The 16,015-nt window shown below is 40.5% G+C and carries 15 protein-coding genes and 1 pseudogene; 13 read left to right on the top strand and 3 right to left on the bottom strand.

Going from position 1 to position 16,015, the window contains the following annotated elements; genetic code table 11:
- Positions 1–24 precede the first annotated feature (24 nt).
- Both SPSPH_RS20100 and SPSPH_RS20095 read right to left on the bottom strand, forming a co-directional pair.
- Positions 25–285 (bottom strand): helix-turn-helix domain-containing protein, encoded by a 261-nt coding sequence (locus tag SPSPH_RS20100; protein ID WP_075758089.1) that lies wholly within the window; start codon positions 283–285, stop codon positions 25–27.
- Between the two features lie 152 nt (positions 286–437).
- Positions 438–1,613, bottom strand: a complete 1,176-nt coding sequence (locus tag SPSPH_RS20095; RefSeq protein ID WP_075754228.1) for an IS110 family transposase — start codon at positions 1,611–1,613, stop codon at positions 438–440.
- A gap of 377 nt (positions 1,614–1,990) precedes the next feature.
- On the opposite strand from SPSPH_RS20095, the gene SPSPH_RS20090 reads away from it, so the two are divergent.
- The 13 genes and pseudogenes from SPSPH_RS20090 to SPSPH_RS20035 all read left to right on the top strand — a co-directional run bounded on the left by SPSPH_RS20090 (position 1,991) and on the right by SPSPH_RS20035 (position 14,297).
- Positions 1,991–2,491 carry a hypothetical protein gene (locus tag SPSPH_RS20090; protein WP_075758090.1) on the top strand — a complete coding sequence of 167 codons (501 nt, stop codon included), beginning with the start codon at positions 1,991–1,993 and terminating at the stop codon, positions 2,489–2,491.
- A complete protein-coding gene (locus tag SPSPH_RS20085; RefSeq protein ID WP_075758091.1) occupies positions 2,488–2,673 on the top strand; it encodes a hypothetical protein in 186 nt (61 codons plus the stop codon). The genes SPSPH_RS20090 and SPSPH_RS20085 overlap by 4 nt, the downstream gene beginning before the upstream one ends.
- Positions 2,674–2,727: 54 nt before the next feature.
- Entirely contained in the window at positions 2,728–3,147 is a 420-nt protein-coding gene (locus SPSPH_RS20080; RefSeq protein ID WP_075758092.1) for a hypothetical protein, read from the top strand.
- A 191-nt stretch (positions 3,148–3,338) separates the two neighbouring features.
- Entirely contained in the window at positions 3,339–3,779 is a 441-nt protein-coding gene (locus SPSPH_RS20075) for a hypothetical protein (RefSeq protein WP_075758093.1), read from the top strand.
- Positions 3,766–4,281, top strand: coding sequence for a DUF1643 domain-containing protein (locus SPSPH_RS20070; protein WP_075758094.1), 516 nt, complete (start codon positions 3,766–3,768; stop codon positions 4,279–4,281). Before SPSPH_RS20075 ends, SPSPH_RS20070 begins: the two co-directional genes overlap by 14 nt.
- A gap of 104 nt (positions 4,282–4,385) precedes the next feature.
- Positions 4,386–4,778: a type II toxin-antitoxin system MqsR family toxin gene (locus tag SPSPH_RS20065; protein WP_143559044.1), complete on the top strand. Its 393-nt coding sequence runs from the start codon at positions 4,386–4,388 to the stop codon at positions 4,776–4,778.
- A gap of 55 nt (positions 4,779–4,833) precedes the next feature.
- Positions 4,834–5,820: a type II toxin-antitoxin system antitoxin SocA domain-containing protein gene (locus tag SPSPH_RS20060; RefSeq protein ID WP_075758096.1), complete on the top strand. Its 987-nt coding sequence runs from the start codon at positions 4,834–4,836 to the stop codon at positions 5,818–5,820.
- Between the two features lie 414 nt (positions 5,821–6,234).
- Complete coding sequence (locus SPSPH_RS20055; protein ID WP_075758097.1) at positions 6,235–6,945, top strand: hypothetical protein; 711 nt, start codon at positions 6,235–6,237, stop codon at positions 6,943–6,945.
- Between the two features lie 89 nt (positions 6,946–7,034).
- Positions 7,035–7,373, top strand: a pseudogene (locus SPSPH_RS23595) (ATP-binding protein).
- Positions 7,374–7,526: 153 nt separating this feature from the next.
- The gene (locus tag SPSPH_RS20050) at positions 7,527–9,092 is read left to right on the top strand and encodes a hypothetical protein (RefSeq protein WP_075758098.1); all 1,566 of its coding nucleotides are present in this window, start codon (positions 7,527–7,529) and stop codon (positions 9,090–9,092) included.
- A gap of 148 nt (positions 9,093–9,240) precedes the next feature.
- Positions 9,241–11,637 carry a YecA family protein gene (locus SPSPH_RS20045; protein ID WP_075758099.1) on the top strand — a complete coding sequence of 799 codons (2,397 nt, stop codon included), beginning with the start codon at positions 9,241–9,243 and terminating at the stop codon, positions 11,635–11,637.
- 18 nt (positions 11,638–11,655) lie between these two features.
- Positions 11,656–12,897: an AAA family ATPase gene (locus tag SPSPH_RS20040; protein WP_075758100.1), complete on the top strand. Its 1,242-nt coding sequence runs from the start codon at positions 11,656–11,658 to the stop codon at positions 12,895–12,897.
- Between the two features lie 461 nt (positions 12,898–13,358).
- Entirely contained in the window at positions 13,359–14,297 is a 939-nt protein-coding gene (locus SPSPH_RS20035; protein ID WP_075758101.1) for a hypothetical protein, read from the top strand.
- A 105-nt stretch (positions 14,298–14,402) separates the two neighbouring features.
- Here the strand turns inward: SPSPH_RS20035 and SPSPH_RS20030 are convergent, their stop codons facing one another.
- A complete protein-coding gene (locus SPSPH_RS20030; protein WP_288183632.1) occupies positions 14,403–15,578 on the bottom strand; it encodes an IS110 family transposase in 1,176 nt (391 codons plus the stop codon).
- Positions 15,579–16,015 lie beyond the last annotated feature (437 nt).

Here is a 16,015-nt window from a genome sequence, read left to right as displayed (position 1 = left end):
TTACCAGACCGGTAACCGCGTTTTTTACTCAATTTTATTATCAGTATTTTGCAGGTCAATAGGACGAAAGAACACGCCGATGCTGATATTAAGTGCTTCGGCAATCTGGAACAGTACCTCCAGCGAAAAAGTCATCGTCGAATTGGGGGCCTCTATTTTGCTCAGATAGCTGGTGCTGATGTCAACTTTGTCGGCCAGAGCTTCCTGCGAAAGCCCTCTTAGCGTACGGTAATAGGCAATTTTGCGTCCGATTTCCCGGAATTCGGGCAGGTATTTTGATGGCAAAAAGCTCCACCTCCATTACCTTTCATTATAGAGAGACTAACTATTAAAAGTCAAGCCCGAATTTGAGGATGGAGGACAAAAAACAGATGGTTCAAAAAAGGGTATAGCAAAACAGACGTCCACAGGACGCCATGCGGGCTATCGAGAGAGAATCAGGCTGCCAGACGATAAGGCTCGCCGGATTTCTCCAGAGCATAAATGAGCCGGACCAGCTTCTTGGCAGCATGAGAGATGGCCACATTGTAATGCTTTCCCTCGGCGCGTTTCCTGGCGAGGTAAGCGGCAAAGACAGGGTCCCAAAGGCAAACAAATTTTGTGGCATTGAAGATGGCATAGCGTAGGTATCTGGAGCCGCGCTTCTCCATATGGGCATAGCAATTTTTAAGCTGCCCGGATTGGTAGGTAGAGGGCGACAGGCCGGCATAGGCCAAAATCTTGTCAGGGGAATCAAAGCGTGAAAAGTCACCCACCTCAGACAGAATCATAGCCCCCATCCTGTAGCCAATGCCGGGAATCGTGGTAATAGGCGAAAGCATCTTGTCCATGATGCGTTGGATGACCTGTTCAATTTCCGCAATCTCGGCATCGAGTTCACGGATGAGCCGGATGGTATGCCGCAGTTCCAGTGATTTCGCGGTCGTCACAGAGCCAATCGATTGCCTGGCGGCTTCACGTATCTCTATGGCTTTGTCCCGTCCGTAACGGCCTTTGGAGGATTCGGCAAGCAAATGGGTGAGCCGCGTCAGATGTGCCGCTGCAATCTGCTTAGCCCCCGGGAACTCATCGAGCAAGGCGTAAACAGAGGCCATATGGAGTGACGATACCAGCTTTTCCAGCTCCGGGAACAGGATGCATACCAGCCTGGCAATTGAGGACTTCAGCTTAGCGCGTACCTTCACCTTGTCGAACCGGTATCTGGTGAGTGACTTTAGCTCCTCATTGTGGTAAGCTGTGTCTGTGTAGGGCTTGAGGCCCACATCAGACATGAGCATAGCCGCAATTGTTCGCGCATCGACACGGTCAGTCTTCGTCTTTCGCAGGGTGAGGCTTTTCCGGTAAAGATTGGTGTGCAAGGGGTTAATGACATAGGTGTCCAGACCATTGTCAAGGAGAAACCCGAGAATGTTGTAGCTGTAGTGTCCGGTAGCCTCAAGCCCTACCTTTATTTTGTCCAGGGGCAAAGAACAGGCACGGATTTTTTCCAACAGGTAGCCAAATCCTTCCATGCTGTTTTGGATGGTGAACACATTTGCAAGGACTTTACCCTCCGAACTGATGATGAAGCAGTCGTGTTTATCCTTAGCGACATCAATCCCGACACAAATCATAGCAAGACCTCCAACGGTATTATTTGATGCTGTACCCACAGAACACTTTGCTCTTGTAACCTTGTTCTACATCAACCGTCTGGCGGTATCTAACTGATTAACAAACCTGCAAAGGGCTGCGGTTGGAGCCTCTCTTGAACCATCTGGTGGTAGGAGATAAAACCAATCCACAGCATCCTTTACAGTGTAGCATATAGCCCTTGGAGAGGGGCTCTAATAACTACTACTCTATAATACAAGGGAGAGTCGGACAAGCACGACAGTATAATTGTTTTTGACTTGCAGTTTATATGCAAGAAGTGCTATAATTTGTAACAAAGTGGTACAAGGAACGGTAGAAATGCAGAGTTTGAACCCAAAGGAGGAGTAGGGCGACAATGAAATATGTGGCAATGATTATCATTTTGGCGATAGTCGGTTTTGGCTTAGGAAGCAACTGGGTAGTTACTTCGTCTACAGATATTACGGCGGCACCATTTCTGGGCTTTAATTCCGTTCCAGCCTTAAAGGTATTTCAAGAGCATAAGCTAACTGTACAGGCTGAACTCACTTTTATGGACGGAATGAAAAATGGGATAAGAGCTTGTGCGACATTTCTCAGTGGCGCGTTGGTTAGCGCGTACTCGTTATATGTCGCTTTGTTTCCTCAAGAACTGATTTGGAAAATTGTTTGGGCCATTTTGGGAATACCGTTATCGTTTATAGGAGGAGTTGCCATGCTTTTATTAGGGGCAATCCCCTTAATTGTAAAACGATTGCTGCTTGTACCTGCGGATTGGTCATACTACTGCGGTTTTATCAGTGCGTGCCTTGTTTTTATAGGGGCAATTGCCGTTGTGAGCAGGGAAAAAATCCAGTCCAGGAGGTCCCAGGCATGAGTTTTACCTTGATTGCGATTGTGCTGGCTATAGCAGGATATATCATGGGACTGGCTCCTCTTATTGCAATTGTGATACCTATTGGTCTGGTCATATGGCTGACAACAGCGTTATTGCCGTTTACGCTGGCTATCATTTTGAGCGTTTGTTTTGCTTTATATTGGCTTACTCGAAACACTTAGTCAGGAATGGTGAGTTGACCGTTATGAAGAGACGAATAAGGAGCGTGTATACTATTGAAAAGCACAAAAATATGTAAGGTAATATTTATTGGCATCCTGCTTGTTTTGCAATCCGTAGCGGCATTTGCTGAGCCGTCCATCAGCGAATGGATGTATTCCAATGAGCAGCAGGGCAGCGGATTTTCTATGACCCTCTGGCGTGAGGGCAACAAGGTATGGGGCCAGCATACAGGCTGGGCAAGGAATGGAAGTCGCATTGATGATTCCAGGGACAAGATTTCGATTGAGGGGGCCAGTGAGGACAAACCGAACGAGTATATCGTACGCTGGCAAAGCGGGTACAGCAATGCCCAAGGGTGGGCATACCTGATTTTTAGTGATGATGGTACGCTGCTGTGGCAGGTTTTCAGAGTCCAAGTAGAAGGTGAACGATACATACCGGCCAAGGCGATATTGCAGCCAGTAACCAATTAATGGTATGTAACAGAATAGCAGTACAAAAGGAAGACCTATCAGCCGTGAAGGAAGCTGATAGGTCTTCTGCTTTTACTGTACTATTCCTAAGAAGGGGAGATAAGAAATGCAAAAAATGGCTCATGTGAGAAAGATACAAAGCCTAGATGCTTTGCAGCTAGGCCAGCTTGGTGAAGGGGTGGTAAGTGTCAATGGCAATAAGTAAGGACTGCATTCGTATTCGGATTATCAGGGCGTCTTCGCCGGACGTTTGGTACGCTAAGAAGATTGGTCAGGAATTTCAGGTGCTGTCGGAAAGAATGGATTGTTATCGGGTAAACGTGGGTGACCCGGCGGCTCATTACGTGGCCAAGCGGGATTGCGAGATCGTCAGTACGGATCAGCGGACGTATTTCGGTGATATGGACAGTGTTCCTGATGAAGAGTGGATTGATGCTGCTATGGACGGTGATGATGAATATTTGCTACAGTATGCCATTCTAAGCGAAACCATTTACTACCGGCTGCTTGGGGATAACGATGATGTAGTTGAACATGGAGTGATTTCAAAGACAGCCTTTATGAAGCTTTTTCGCGAGAATTTACCTGGATTAATAGCTCTAACGGGAGGGATTGAAGATGCTAACGGATAAGAGTGTAGTTAAAACGGAAGCGGTATTTTCCGATGACCGAAAGCACCGCTACTTGCTACGGAAGGAATGGGACAAAAACAAGAAAAAGGCGATGGTGCTGATGGTCAGTCCGAGTTATGCTGATGGCATGCTGGTTGACCCTACGACCATGTATGTATTGAATAATCTGTATCGCATGGATTTTGGCACTGCAGAAATCGTCAATCTCTTTTCGGCTGTTGACGGCAGAAAGAGCATGAAGGATGAAGTCGAACAGGAGAATTTGGAGCAGCTTTTAGCCTCGGCAGCGCGTGTGGATGCAATCATCATTGCTTGGGGCAAGGCGGGAGATACCAGTAAGGCTGTTCAGAAACGGCAGGAGTATTTTCTGGAGAAGCTAGGAGAGTTTGCGGACAAAATGCAGATGATAGGCTTTCATCCTTTGTTTCCGCGAATGCGCTTGAGTTGGAAGGTGGAAAGGTTCTCAGTGAAGTCTGTAACAGAATTTGATACGAATCCGTGATAGTAAAAATTTTGCAAACAACAAAATGGTATCATTTGATACTATTTTGTTGTTTTTTTATAATGATTTGTATATAATAGTATTAAAGAATAGCAGCATTGGCGGTGATCTATTTGCAGCGAGGATGGACGGAAGGTGAGGAAGATGTTGGGAACTTCCTGCAGAAAGTTAAGGATTTACTTACTGATCCGAATAATTTATCTATAGTTCAGAAAACAGGAATTAGAGATAAAACACGAGAGTTTAGAGAAAAATATGGAATTAATCATCAGATGGTTTGTGACGAAATATTGCGGTTAGATGTTAGCAATTATTCTTATACAGATGATGACCATAATAAAGAGATAGGCGGGGAGTTTCTGATCTTTGGTCAATTTATATTACCGCCTATTGTAGATAAACCTGTACAAGTATATATTAAACTGAAAATTAGAGGGAGAGTGGTTTGTATGTCATTCCATGAAGCAGAGTTCCCTTTAAATTATCCTTATAACTGAGTTTTACACTAAAGAAGAAACGGTTACATCTTGATGTAACCAGGAGGGATGCAAAATGAAAACATACTGCCCTGAATGCGACACTGATAGAGAAGTAGAACTTCTGGAGAGAGAAGTAGAATCTACAATTGATAATTTAACCTTCAAATATCTTGCAAAAATACCTTATTGCAAGTCATGCGGTAATGAAGTCTATATTGCTGAAATTAGTGACCAAAACTTAAAATTAGCTAATGATCAATACCGTGAGTTAGCGGGGCTAATTAAAGTCGCTGAAATTGAAGAATTATTGGAAACCTATGAGATAGGTAAAAAACCGCTAGCTTCTTTGCTGGGTTGGGGGGAAGCGACTATTATAAGATATCTAGATGGTTTTACTCCCCGTAAGATTTATAGCGATCAACTAAAGGAACTCAAAGATCCGAATAAGATGTTAGAGTTATTTGAAAGAAATAAAAGTAGTCTTTCTGAAGTTGCTCAAAGAAAATTATTTAATCGGATTAGTCAACTAATAGATGATTTTAGAGAAGTTGAAGATCATGGTGTAGTCCGCGTTGCTAAATATTTTCTATCCAAGATAGATACTGAAGCTGAAGAGGTTATTACTCCGCTTAAACTTCAAAAAATTATCTATTATGCTCAAGCCTGGCTCTTAGCTCTAAAGGATAGAACATTCTTTCAAGAAGATTTTCAAGCATGGGTACATGGTCCGGTTATTCCCAATCTATATTATCAATATAAAAAACATGGTTATAGCTCTATACCAAAAGTTGAGAATTTTGATGATAGTATTTTTGATGAAGATCAATTGAGTGTTTTAGAAATGGTTAAATTTGCGTATGTACGATATGATGCAAAATATCTAGAGGAATTAACGCATAGAGAACATCCCTGGAGAGACGCGCGCGGAGAATGCAAAGCGGACGAGATATGTAACCGTATTATCGAAAAGGAGTCTATAAGAAGCTATTTTAAAGAAATTAAAGACACCTTTAATATTCAAAATAAAAATGACTTAAAAAATTATATAGCTAATTTATAATGGCTAAAAGAAGATGTTGGTATGAGTGGAAAGTAAGTTGCGGATTCTCTGCAATAACAAAATTACGGTTGCGCAAACTATTTAGTATGGTTCTCAAGTATCTGATGCTACTGATGAAGAAAGAGGCTATACGGCTAAAAATGTTGACGTTGGATGTGAATTCCAACATATCACGGCCTTAGTCAATAGATGAAAGAAAGGGATTTCCTATATGATGGGGGATCAGTAAAGGGGAGTGCTTTTTTGTAAAAAAGCATAGTAAGTCAAGCTGTGTTAAAAAATACTCATAGCTGACTATAGATTAGTTATGAGTATTTTTGTTTACTGGTAAAGGAGCTTTTGGTCTAAAAGTAATGACTTCTAAATACGATAAGATTTATTGCCTACAGCATATAGATAGGAGGCCGCTATACTATGCAAATCGATATTTACGAGAATGTTTTTATTGGCAATTTTATTTATACTCTTGGAATACAGGTTGGAAGGATTTTGTGCCAGGATAAGGAACAACTCCCAGCATGTATCAACTTATTACAACAGACTCCTGCTGATAGACCTCTTGGTGATTTATTTGCATCATTTCCTGGAGTATCATTTTTGATAGAATTCAAACGAGAAAGCAATAAAAGTTTAAAAGAACAAAAAAAACTCAAAATTCTTCGGAATGAAATTAGGAATAAAGGTGAAATGACTAAGATTAGTAAGTCTGCGCATTGGTTTTTACAAATGAAAACGCCAAACAGTCAAGAGTTTCAGACTGTAGCCGTTCCATATTTAGAGATGGATAAAATAGATACCTATTTAGATGAGAAACATACATTTGACTCTTTTATTGAAAAGATTGTAGAACAGATTTTCAATTTTAGAGAAACTAGCGGAGAAATAAACGTCGGAGTTTCTGAGGTAGAAATGTCAGCATATCTTAAGTTTCTTGGGCAAATTTACCGTAAGTCAGGAGTAAAGTCGGGGGGACTAGTTATGACTGTATCACCTGATGGTGGATTTACATATATAGTAACAAATGACATAACTCAGATGTTGGAAAAACACAAAACTATAGTCAGAAAACATCAGCTTGAGCTAAGTAGAAGTTCACAATTGAGTTATGGCGGAATTGAAAGGTAAGTTGTTGTAAATTTAGAGAGCAATGAGGGCAGGCCTAACCGTGCATTTCGTCAGCTTGGCTCAGCTCGTTACTGACTTGAAAAAGAGCCATGCAGATCGGCAAACTTGACCGACGCTGGAAAATCTATACAAGGCTAGCCATGTTGATCATTGATGAGGTTGGGTATGCACAGATCGACCGGGAGGCAGCGGAGTTAATATTTCAGTTAATTTGCTTTCGCTAGGAGAAAGGCAGTATCATCCTCACTAGCAACAAATTCTTTAGCGACACCGTAATTTTAACCGCCTTTCTGAATCGGCTACTGCACCATGCTCATGCCATCAACATCCGAGGAGATACCTGCAGGCTCAAAGACAGACTGAAGACTGGCGTAAAAACGGTGCCGCCAGCTGACATCCATGCAACGGACAAACCGCCGATAGCCTGATCGGCGGTTACGAAATCCGGTATATTATTTCCGGCGTGTGGGTCATTTTTCAACCGGCGATTGGGTCAGATTAACTCCGGAGTTGACAGTAGCGTAGTATCGTGCATGCTGTTATAAATAAGCATACTGATATTGCAGATAGGGGTGAATAAATTGGATTTGAACTCAATGGAAACTATGTTTTTAAATGATTGGGTTCAACATGATTTTTCGACGTGGAATGAATCTGACATAAGAGAAGACTTTATTGCCCCCTTATTAAGAATGCTTGGCTATAGTAAGGGGACAGTAAATGAAATAATTCGAGAACCACATCTAAAGTTAAGTAAACCGTTTCACCGAGTGGGAAGAAAACATATTTCTATAGATTATGTGCCTACTATACGACTAAAATCTTTTTGGATAATTGAGGCCAAGCCGGGAAATAGGAAAGATATGGATTATGGAGATTTATTACAGGCTCATCTTTATGCGATCCACCCTGAAATACAGGCTCGTGTTGTGGTATTAATTAATGGATGGGAAATTAGGGTTTATGATGCTTTAAGCATTGAGGATTGGAATCAGCCATTACTAATTTGCACACAAGAAAACTGCAAAGAAAAATTTGAGGAATTGAAAAAGATTATAAGCGCCCCCAACATGCTCAGTTATCAAAGATCACGCTTGTTAGAAATCGCACGAAACACTTTTTCAGTAGAGATAGATGAGCAGCAAATTAAAACCTTCCAATCAGATGTGAATAAGTTAGTTGCGGAATGTGCGCCAATAGTGCGCGAAAACGCTAAACAATTACAGATTATGGCCTGGAAACAAGCTGAGAAAGAAGAAGTAGAACAACTAAGAAATACAAAAGAAAATTTATTACTCGTTCATATGGATATTCCCACAGATGCACGTCTTGTATCCGCACAAGAGTATCTTCGACGGATTATTGAAGGAAATGATAGTGAGAGAATAAGACTGATTGATTTATTAGCGATGAATTTTCGAGCAAGACCACATGCAATATTTCGGGTAAATTGTGTCTATATTTTACTTGTATTGATATCTAGGAATATTGAAATTGGACCATCACTATATTCGCGTAGTGTAAAAGAGAGTTTTGAAGAATTGGTATTAGCTAATGTATCATATTGGATCTTTAGTGATTTGAGTAATTCGTTATGCCATTTAGATAATATATCATTCCGATTGGCAAAAAAAATAGGAATGAAAATTGCTATGGATCATTTAGCAAAGCGTGTAGGTGACCTGAAAAGTACGCTGTCTGTCGAAGATTTATTAAGACAGAGGCCAACAGTAGCAAGGCACATGAGCGGCTTTATTGGTCTATTAGGTGAAAATTTCTGGCGGGAATTTTGTTCATTATCTAAGGCGGAAGAAATTTGGAATGGGATTTGGTTGTATGAAAAAATAGAAAACTTCATTGATCAGTTACCAGATAAGAAATATCCAGACGGAGACTCTGATCTATTATGGTTTAATTACTATGGTAGAGGTTTTGATATGTTATTATTGGGCACATGGGATGTACTACATAATTCTGTTAATGCAATGGCGGAAAAAAATATAAGACAAGAAATTTTAGATTTTGCAAAGTTAGAGAGAGAGCAGGTTCTTAGTATTATCCCAAGAGCGAAAGAATGTCCAGACGACTGGCATCCTGATTCAGAGCAACTGCGTAATATTATGGACCGATACCTAAATCTCAGATAATAGTTGCATCATTGTCTTGGAAAAAGTTTTAGGTGACAGTTTCCCCCGTCTATTGCTGGACAAAATGCGGCAGCAGCAACACTTAACCCTTCGATTTCGAGGTTTTTGGAGTTTAAAAAGCCCTCTTCGCGAAAGGTGGATTTGTGTCATGAGTAAAAAGAAACATAAGCAAAGATTAGTTAAAGCTGATGATTATTATAATGATGGGCTATTTGAACTTGCTCGATGTGGTAAGGTTGTGTCTATACGCAATCTAAGTACACCCGAACAGCATGTCCAATTGCAAGCGTTTTATAAAGACGAATACCCGAAAGTTAAAGAACGCATAGATGAGAAGGTCAAAAAAATAAAAGAAAAAATATCTGTATGTGATCCTTTAATGATACTTAAATTCACTAAAGACATGGCTATGCTGTCCCATTTGAATAAGTTTTCTGAGCTTGATTATACGAGCGAAGAAAATATGGTTATCAGGGCTCAGGAATATATCCAAAGCATTTTGGTCTCAACAGAAAACCATTTTGATGATACTGAATCGAAAGAAGAACAGGAGAAACGATGGCATTCAATTCACGCGGACATAGAAGATTTGTATAAGGAGTTCGTGTATTTTTATCATTATTGGTCGGTATATAAAGAAGATTCCGGCGAGATTTCTAATGAGATGATGTGCTACATCGTAGAATCTCAGATGCTCTATTTTGTCAGGGGGAAGCGATATCAAGCATTTGAACTTGAGCCACTCAAAAAACTTTTGCCTCTGCATAATGATGTACTTGTGGAATTGTTTGGTGTTACAACTGAGCAAATAATTGAAGGACTTGAAAAACTTGAATATTCTATGTCACAGGGTTTAGCGGATGCTTGGATGGACATGGGGAAGAAGTTCAATGAGCTATTTGAAGCAGTTGATTTGGAATTAGCCTCCGAAGCAGCAAGTGATGAGGCGCGAAATGTAATGAATCCCATAGTCGAAAAAATATTCGGCGAAGCTTTAAATAACATTTCTCACGTTACCGGATGGGATGCAAGACTGATTGATGCTTTGTCTTTTGGCATTGGAGAATGTAAAACCTTCTTTGACGACTCAGAGTTTTCGGGCTGGCCGATCATGGAACTGCCGACCAAGAAGAAACCGTTTATAAAGATAGATGGCATCTCATACGGATTTGATTATTATTCTTTATTTGATAATTTTTATCGAGCATTACAGAAGGCAATCTTTCGATTGAAACCTGAGTATGTTGATAAATGGAGTAAGCGCCAGAACATAGCCAGCGAAGACATGGTTAAGGCGCTATTTTTGAATTTGCTGCCTGGAGCAACGGCTTTTACAGGAAATTACTATCCTACAGGTAGTTCTTTAAAGCAGATGAACGAAAATGACTTGCTTATTACATATGAAAATTACCTGTTTATCATCGAAGTAAAAGCGGGCTCCTTCCCCCAGACGCCACCGATTAATGACTTCGGCGCCCATATCAAAGCATATACAAAGCTCGCCCAAGAAGCTGATGCTCAATGCAGCCGAACTATAAGGTACATAAATGAGCACCAGCCTGCTCCATTCTACGACGTTGAAAAACACAAGAAATTTGAAATCAGTAGACTCTCGGATTATAAGGAAGTCTATTCATTTTCTATAACCGTAGATAATTTTAACGAATTTGCAGCAAGAGCGGAAAAACTGAACTTTATCACGCTTTCGAGTAAAACAATTGTAATTTCGTATGATGATTTATTGTTGTACGCAAACTATTTTGACTCGCCCATATATTTTCTGCATTTTTTGAAACAGCGGAAGATTGCTATAGATATTCCTCAAATTGCAATGAGAGATGAACTTGATCACTTAGGCATGTACATTAAACACAATATATACTCGATTACAGCATCTAAATTCCCCGCAGAGCACATGGTAAATTGGCATGGCTATAGAGAAGATTTGGATAACTATTTCTGCAGATTATATCTGCCAGAGCTAAAGCCAACAAAGCCTAAGCAGGGCATGCCTAATGAAATAACAGAAATAATCCTGCTGTTAGAACGAGGCACAGACGAAAATAGGATTGATACGGCACATTTCCTCTTAAACTTGTCCTCAGAAGCTAAAGACGATTTTTGCAAAGCAATTCATCATGCGTTGCGAAGGCAGCCTGAAATCGGCAGAATGCTTGTAATGTCTGCCTTCGGGGAAATTAAGTATTGCCTATTCGTTGCTTCCCCTGGAATCAAAGTCATGAGTACATTAGAACGCCAGGATTATGTATTGTCTACAATTTTTAGCGATGAATCAATGACAATTATGTGGATTGACCTTGACTATGATAAGGAAGGTAAGCTGCTTGGTGCGAAGGGAAAACAATGCAGTTATAATGACATTCCGGCTGGTGATATTGACCGCTTAAAAGTACTGAGTGTCAAATATGCCAAAAGCAGGATAGAAAGCTTTCAGCGCCAATATCATAGAAAAGTTGACAGAAATGATCCTTGCCCTTGCGGGAGTGGCAAAAAATATAAGAAATGTTGTATACAATACGAATAATTGAGGAAGTGGTATGAGATGAAAAAAGAGACTGTATTAAATGAAATAATAAAGTACTATATAAAATCTCATGATTTCAATGGCTTGCCGGTTTATAATATGAAATCTTATGATTATAACATTTTGTGCGAATTGATTGATGAAGGACTTATCGAAGTACTCTCGGAAAAAGAAGTCATAAATCCGCATATAAAAGGTTTTGATTTTACTATACCGGTAGATCGACAGAAAGAAAACATATCTAAGGATACGAATTATTCGGTTCTTTACCCAACGAGAAAGGCACTTGAATCTGTCCCATTAGATTATACTAAGCCATATTCCGTATTGATGCAGAAGGGAGAAAAACAATTTAAAATCATCTATTTTAATATTGAGATATTAGAGAGATATGTTAACAACCCAAAGTTCGTGATAATGGATAATGGGTATCGTGGAAATATCTGTGTGAAGGATGAATATATAGATGACAAAACGATTGAGGATGAATATATCAAAAACTATGGGATGGCTTATATAGATGGTAAGCATTTGGAACGTGCTGTGGGTGTTTTCGTTTGTGATTTGGCAAAGCTATCTTCTCAAAAACAGATGCTATGGAAAGGGTTTGAACTTCCGAATCAGAGAAAATGCAAGATAAATGCTGGATTTGTTGATAATTTAATAAAAGGTAAATGGGTCATGGAAACATGGATTTTTCATGCCCTGCTTGAAGAAATAAAAGTTATAAATGAACAGTGTGAACACATGGGAATCCCTAAACTATTTAACAAAACTTTTGGAACTCACTATTCTGAGATGCCAGAGGGATTTCGGAATATACTTTTGCCAACTCTAAAAAATTATTATGATTTTGTTCTCGTGTTTGAAAAAATCATCGTTCATAATATTTCTTATAAAACATTTCAAAAAGATACTCTACATATACAGGGCATTGACCGCAAGGACGAATTAGGTAAAGATAAGGGGAGCCTCGTGATGCTTGAAGAATGGCTAGGTAAAAACATCCGAACCCAAGAAAATATCACAGATTTAATCATTAAGCCATTAAAAACCATAAGAAATATTCGTCAAAAGCCAGCGCATGAATTAACTTCCAATCAATATGATGTCACACTATATCAGAAGCAGTTTGATTTAATGAATGATACATACACAGCAATCAGAGCTATAAGGTTGTTTTTTGCCAATCACCCTTTAACGAAAGATGTAAAAGTTCCAGAACACTTGGTTTCTGGAAAGGGCATTGTGAATTATTAGAAATTTATAACTGGTCGATTTTGTATTCGTATGTATTCCGGGGCGGTTATTGTAAAAGTTCCTTTCATGGCTTTCTCCTGTGTCAATTTTTTGTCATGATTGTTCTTTGGAGCAACTAATAATTTTTGCATAGGGAAATAGCGGATAGATGAATTGATTATCTGCAGAATGGTTGTACGACATATACCCTTGTGAGGGAGAGATTATACAAAACACATTTGCTGGTTGTTTATGCGCATATCTAGTTCGTGTTTTTAGAGGGCAATGAGGGCAGAGCGCATTGTTCTTTCCAGCACCGTTTGACCCGATACGGAGAACCGTACCACTGGTAACGGTGCTGGATAGGGACTCCTGTCAGATTTGTGATAATTTGGCAGGAGTTCTTGTAGTTTTAAGGAATAAAAAAATATATTGGGGATTACGGAGTGTAAACGGTATCAAAGTACTTGGGAGGTATTAATTTGCAAGCGATATGTTATAGAAATACAAAAACTACAATACCTGGCTGGGTAGATAATATTCATAAAGAACAGCCCAGAGGCTATGCGTATGAAACAGATACACATTTTGTGCATTTTTATGGTCGAGATAATGGATTTTATGTTATCTCCCCTGGACTTACTGTTTTAGAAAAGAAGCATGGGTCTTTAGAAGATTGGGTAAAACGAGTATTTGGGGCGAATCATATTACACCTATGATAATGGACGTTGGACATACAAAAGATGGGGTATGGCGGCCAGGCTTATACTTTCAGGAAGAGCTAATTCAAGGACTAGATATTACACGAATTCAGCAACGTTCAGCCGAACAAGCTCTAAGGGTTCTGGTGGAAAAACTTGATGAGATTTTATTGTATATTGAGCCTGATAAGACTGGTCTTGATTCATATAGTCACAAAACACGTGAACTATTAATTCTTTCTTGTACTGAATTAGAAAACCAATGGAAGTCTTTTATAAGTAAGGCAGGTGTAGGGCCAATTAATGGGAGAATGTTTACTACACAAGATTACGTTAAATTACTAAAGCCTTTATGTCTAAAAGAATTTCAGGTTAAGCTTAGAATTTATGATAGTGTACCAATTCTTCAACCATTTAATGATTGGGATATCGCTTCACCTACTCAGTCATTATCTTGGTATGATGCTTACAATAAAACAAAACATGATAGAGATAAGCATTTTAATTCATCAAAATTAATTAATGTAATGCTATCCGTTGCGGCAAACTTGGTTCTCTTTTGCGTACGATTTGGACCATTTCACCTTTTAAATGAAACAAAAACCCTATCAACAATAGTGAATCAAACGTTTGAAATAGAAATGGTAAACTGCGATGTGAATACATTTTATATACCTTTGGTTTCATTGCCTAATAACACAAGAGAGACTAACTATTAAAAGTCAAGCCCGAAATTGAGGATGGTGGACAAAAAACAGATGGTTCCAAAAAGGGTATAGCAAAGCAGACGTCCACAGGACGCCATGCGGGCTATCGAGAGAGAATCAGGCTGCCAGACGATAAGGCTCGCCGGATTTCACCAGAGCATAAATGAGCCGCACCAGCTTCTTGGCAGCATGAGAGATGGCCACATTGTAATGCTTTCCCTCGGCGCGTTTCCTGGCGAGGTAAGCGGCAAAGACAGGGTCCCAAAGGCAAACAAATTTTGTGGCATTGAAGATGGCATAGCGTAGGTATCTGGAGCCGCGCTTCTCCATATGGGCATAGCAATTTTTAAGCTGCCCGGATTGGTAGGTAGAGGGCGACAGGCCGGCATAGGCCAAAATCTTGTCAGGGGAATCAAAGCGTGAAAAGTCACCCACCTCAGACAGAATCATAGCCCCCATCCTGTAGCCAATGCCGGGAATCGTGGTAATAGGCGAAAGCATCTTGTCCATGATGCGTTGGATGACCTGTTCAATTTCCGCAATCTCGGCATCGAGTTCACGGATGAGCCGGATGGTATGCCGCAGTTCCAGTGATTTCGCGGTCGTCACAGAGCCAATCGATTGCCTGGCGGCTTCACGTATCTCTATGGCTTTGTCCCGTCCGTAACGGCCTTTGGAGGATTCGGCAAGCAAATGGGTGAGCCGCGTCAGATGTGCCGCTGCAATCTGCTTAGCCCCCGGGAACTCATCGAGCAAGGCGTAAACAGAGGCCATATGGAGTGACGATACCAGCTTTTCCAGCTCCGGGAACAGGATGCATACCAGCCTGGCAATTGAGGACTTCAGCTTAGCGCGTACCTTCACCTTGTCGAACCGGTATCTGGTGAGTGACTTTAGCTCCTCATTGTGGTAAGCTGTGTCTGTGTAGGGCTTGAGGCCCACATCAGACATGAGCATAGCCGCAATTGTTCGCGCATCGACACGGTCAGTCTTCGTCTTTCGCAGGGTGAGGCTTTTCCGGTAAAGATTGGTGTGCAAGGGGTTAATGACATAGGTGTCCAGACCATTGTCAAGGAGAAACCCGAGAATGTTGTAGCTGTAGTGTCCGGTAGCCTCAAGCCCTACCTTTATTTTGTCCAGGGGCAAAGAACAGGCACGGATTTTTTCCAACAGGTAGCCAAATCCTTCCATGCTGTTTTGGATGGTGAACACATTTGCAAGGACTTTACCCTCCGAACTGATGATGAAGCAGTCGTGTTTATCCTTAGCGACATCAATCCCGACACAAATCATAGCAAGACCTCCAACGGTATTATTTGATGCTGTACCCACAGAACACTTTGCTCTTGTAACCTTGTTCTACATCAACCGTCTGGCGGTATCTAACTGATTAACAAACCTGCAAAGGGCTGCGGTTGGAGCCTCTCTTGAACCATCTGGTGGTAGGAGATAAAACCAATCCACAGCATCCCTTACAGTGTAGCATATAGCCCTTGGAGAGGGGCTCTAATAACTACTACTCTATAATACAAGGATTTATTATGTTATGATTCCTTTAGAGAAGGGCATATTCAAAGATGGGAAGTTGATCCATTAGTCATATAAGCCAAAAGGTTTCGGACCGTCCTTTTTTGTCATAGTGTTATGACAAAGGAAACTGGAAGGTCTTTATTTTGACGAAAGGATTAGCAATAAAGTTGTCGAAATAGATTTTTTGGAAGGGGGGGTGT

The organism is Sporomusa sphaeroides DSM 2875 (assembly GCF_001941975.2).
GTDB classification, from domain to species: domain Bacteria; phylum Bacillota; class Negativicutes; order Sporomusales; family Sporomusaceae; genus Sporomusa; species Sporomusa sphaeroides.
This window is presented reverse-complemented; position numbering and strand designations above follow the sequence as displayed.

What these genes read in the sequence shown, in the direction of transcription:
- SPSPH_RS20095 (WP_075754228.1), bottom strand. Translation starts at nt 1,613, where the DNA reads ATGATTTGTGTCGGGATTGATGTCGCTAAGGATAAACACGACTGCTTC.
- SPSPH_RS20090 (WP_075758090.1), top strand. Translation starts at nt 1,991, where the DNA reads ATGAAATATGTGGCAATGATTATCATTTTGGCGATAGTCGGTTTTGGC.
- SPSPH_RS20085 (WP_075758091.1), top strand. Translation starts at nt 2,488, where the DNA reads ATGAGTTTTACCTTGATTGCGATTGTGCTGGCTATAGCAGGATATATC.
- SPSPH_RS20075 (WP_075758093.1), top strand. Translation starts at nt 3,339, where the DNA reads ATGGCAATAAGTAAGGACTGCATTCGTATTCGGATTATCAGGGCGTCT.
- SPSPH_RS20070 (WP_075758094.1), top strand. Translation starts at nt 3,766, where the DNA reads ATGCTAACGGATAAGAGTGTAGTTAAAACGGAAGCGGTATTTTCCGAT.
- SPSPH_RS20060 (WP_075758096.1), top strand. Translation starts at nt 4,834, where the DNA reads ATGAAAACATACTGCCCTGAATGCGACACTGATAGAGAAGTAGAACTT.
- SPSPH_RS20055 (WP_075758097.1), top strand. Translation starts at nt 6,235, where the DNA reads ATGCAAATCGATATTTACGAGAATGTTTTTATTGGCAATTTTATTTAT.
- SPSPH_RS20045 (WP_075758099.1), top strand. Translation starts at nt 9,241, where the DNA reads ATGAGTAAAAAGAAACATAAGCAAAGATTAGTTAAAGCTGATGATTAT.
- SPSPH_RS20040 (WP_075758100.1), top strand. Translation starts at nt 11,656, where the DNA reads ATGAAAAAAGAGACTGTATTAAATGAAATAATAAAGTACTATATAAAA.
- SPSPH_RS20030 (WP_288183632.1), bottom strand. Translation starts at nt 15,578, where the DNA reads ATGATTTGTGTCGGGATTGATGTCGCTAAGGATAAACACGACTGCTTC.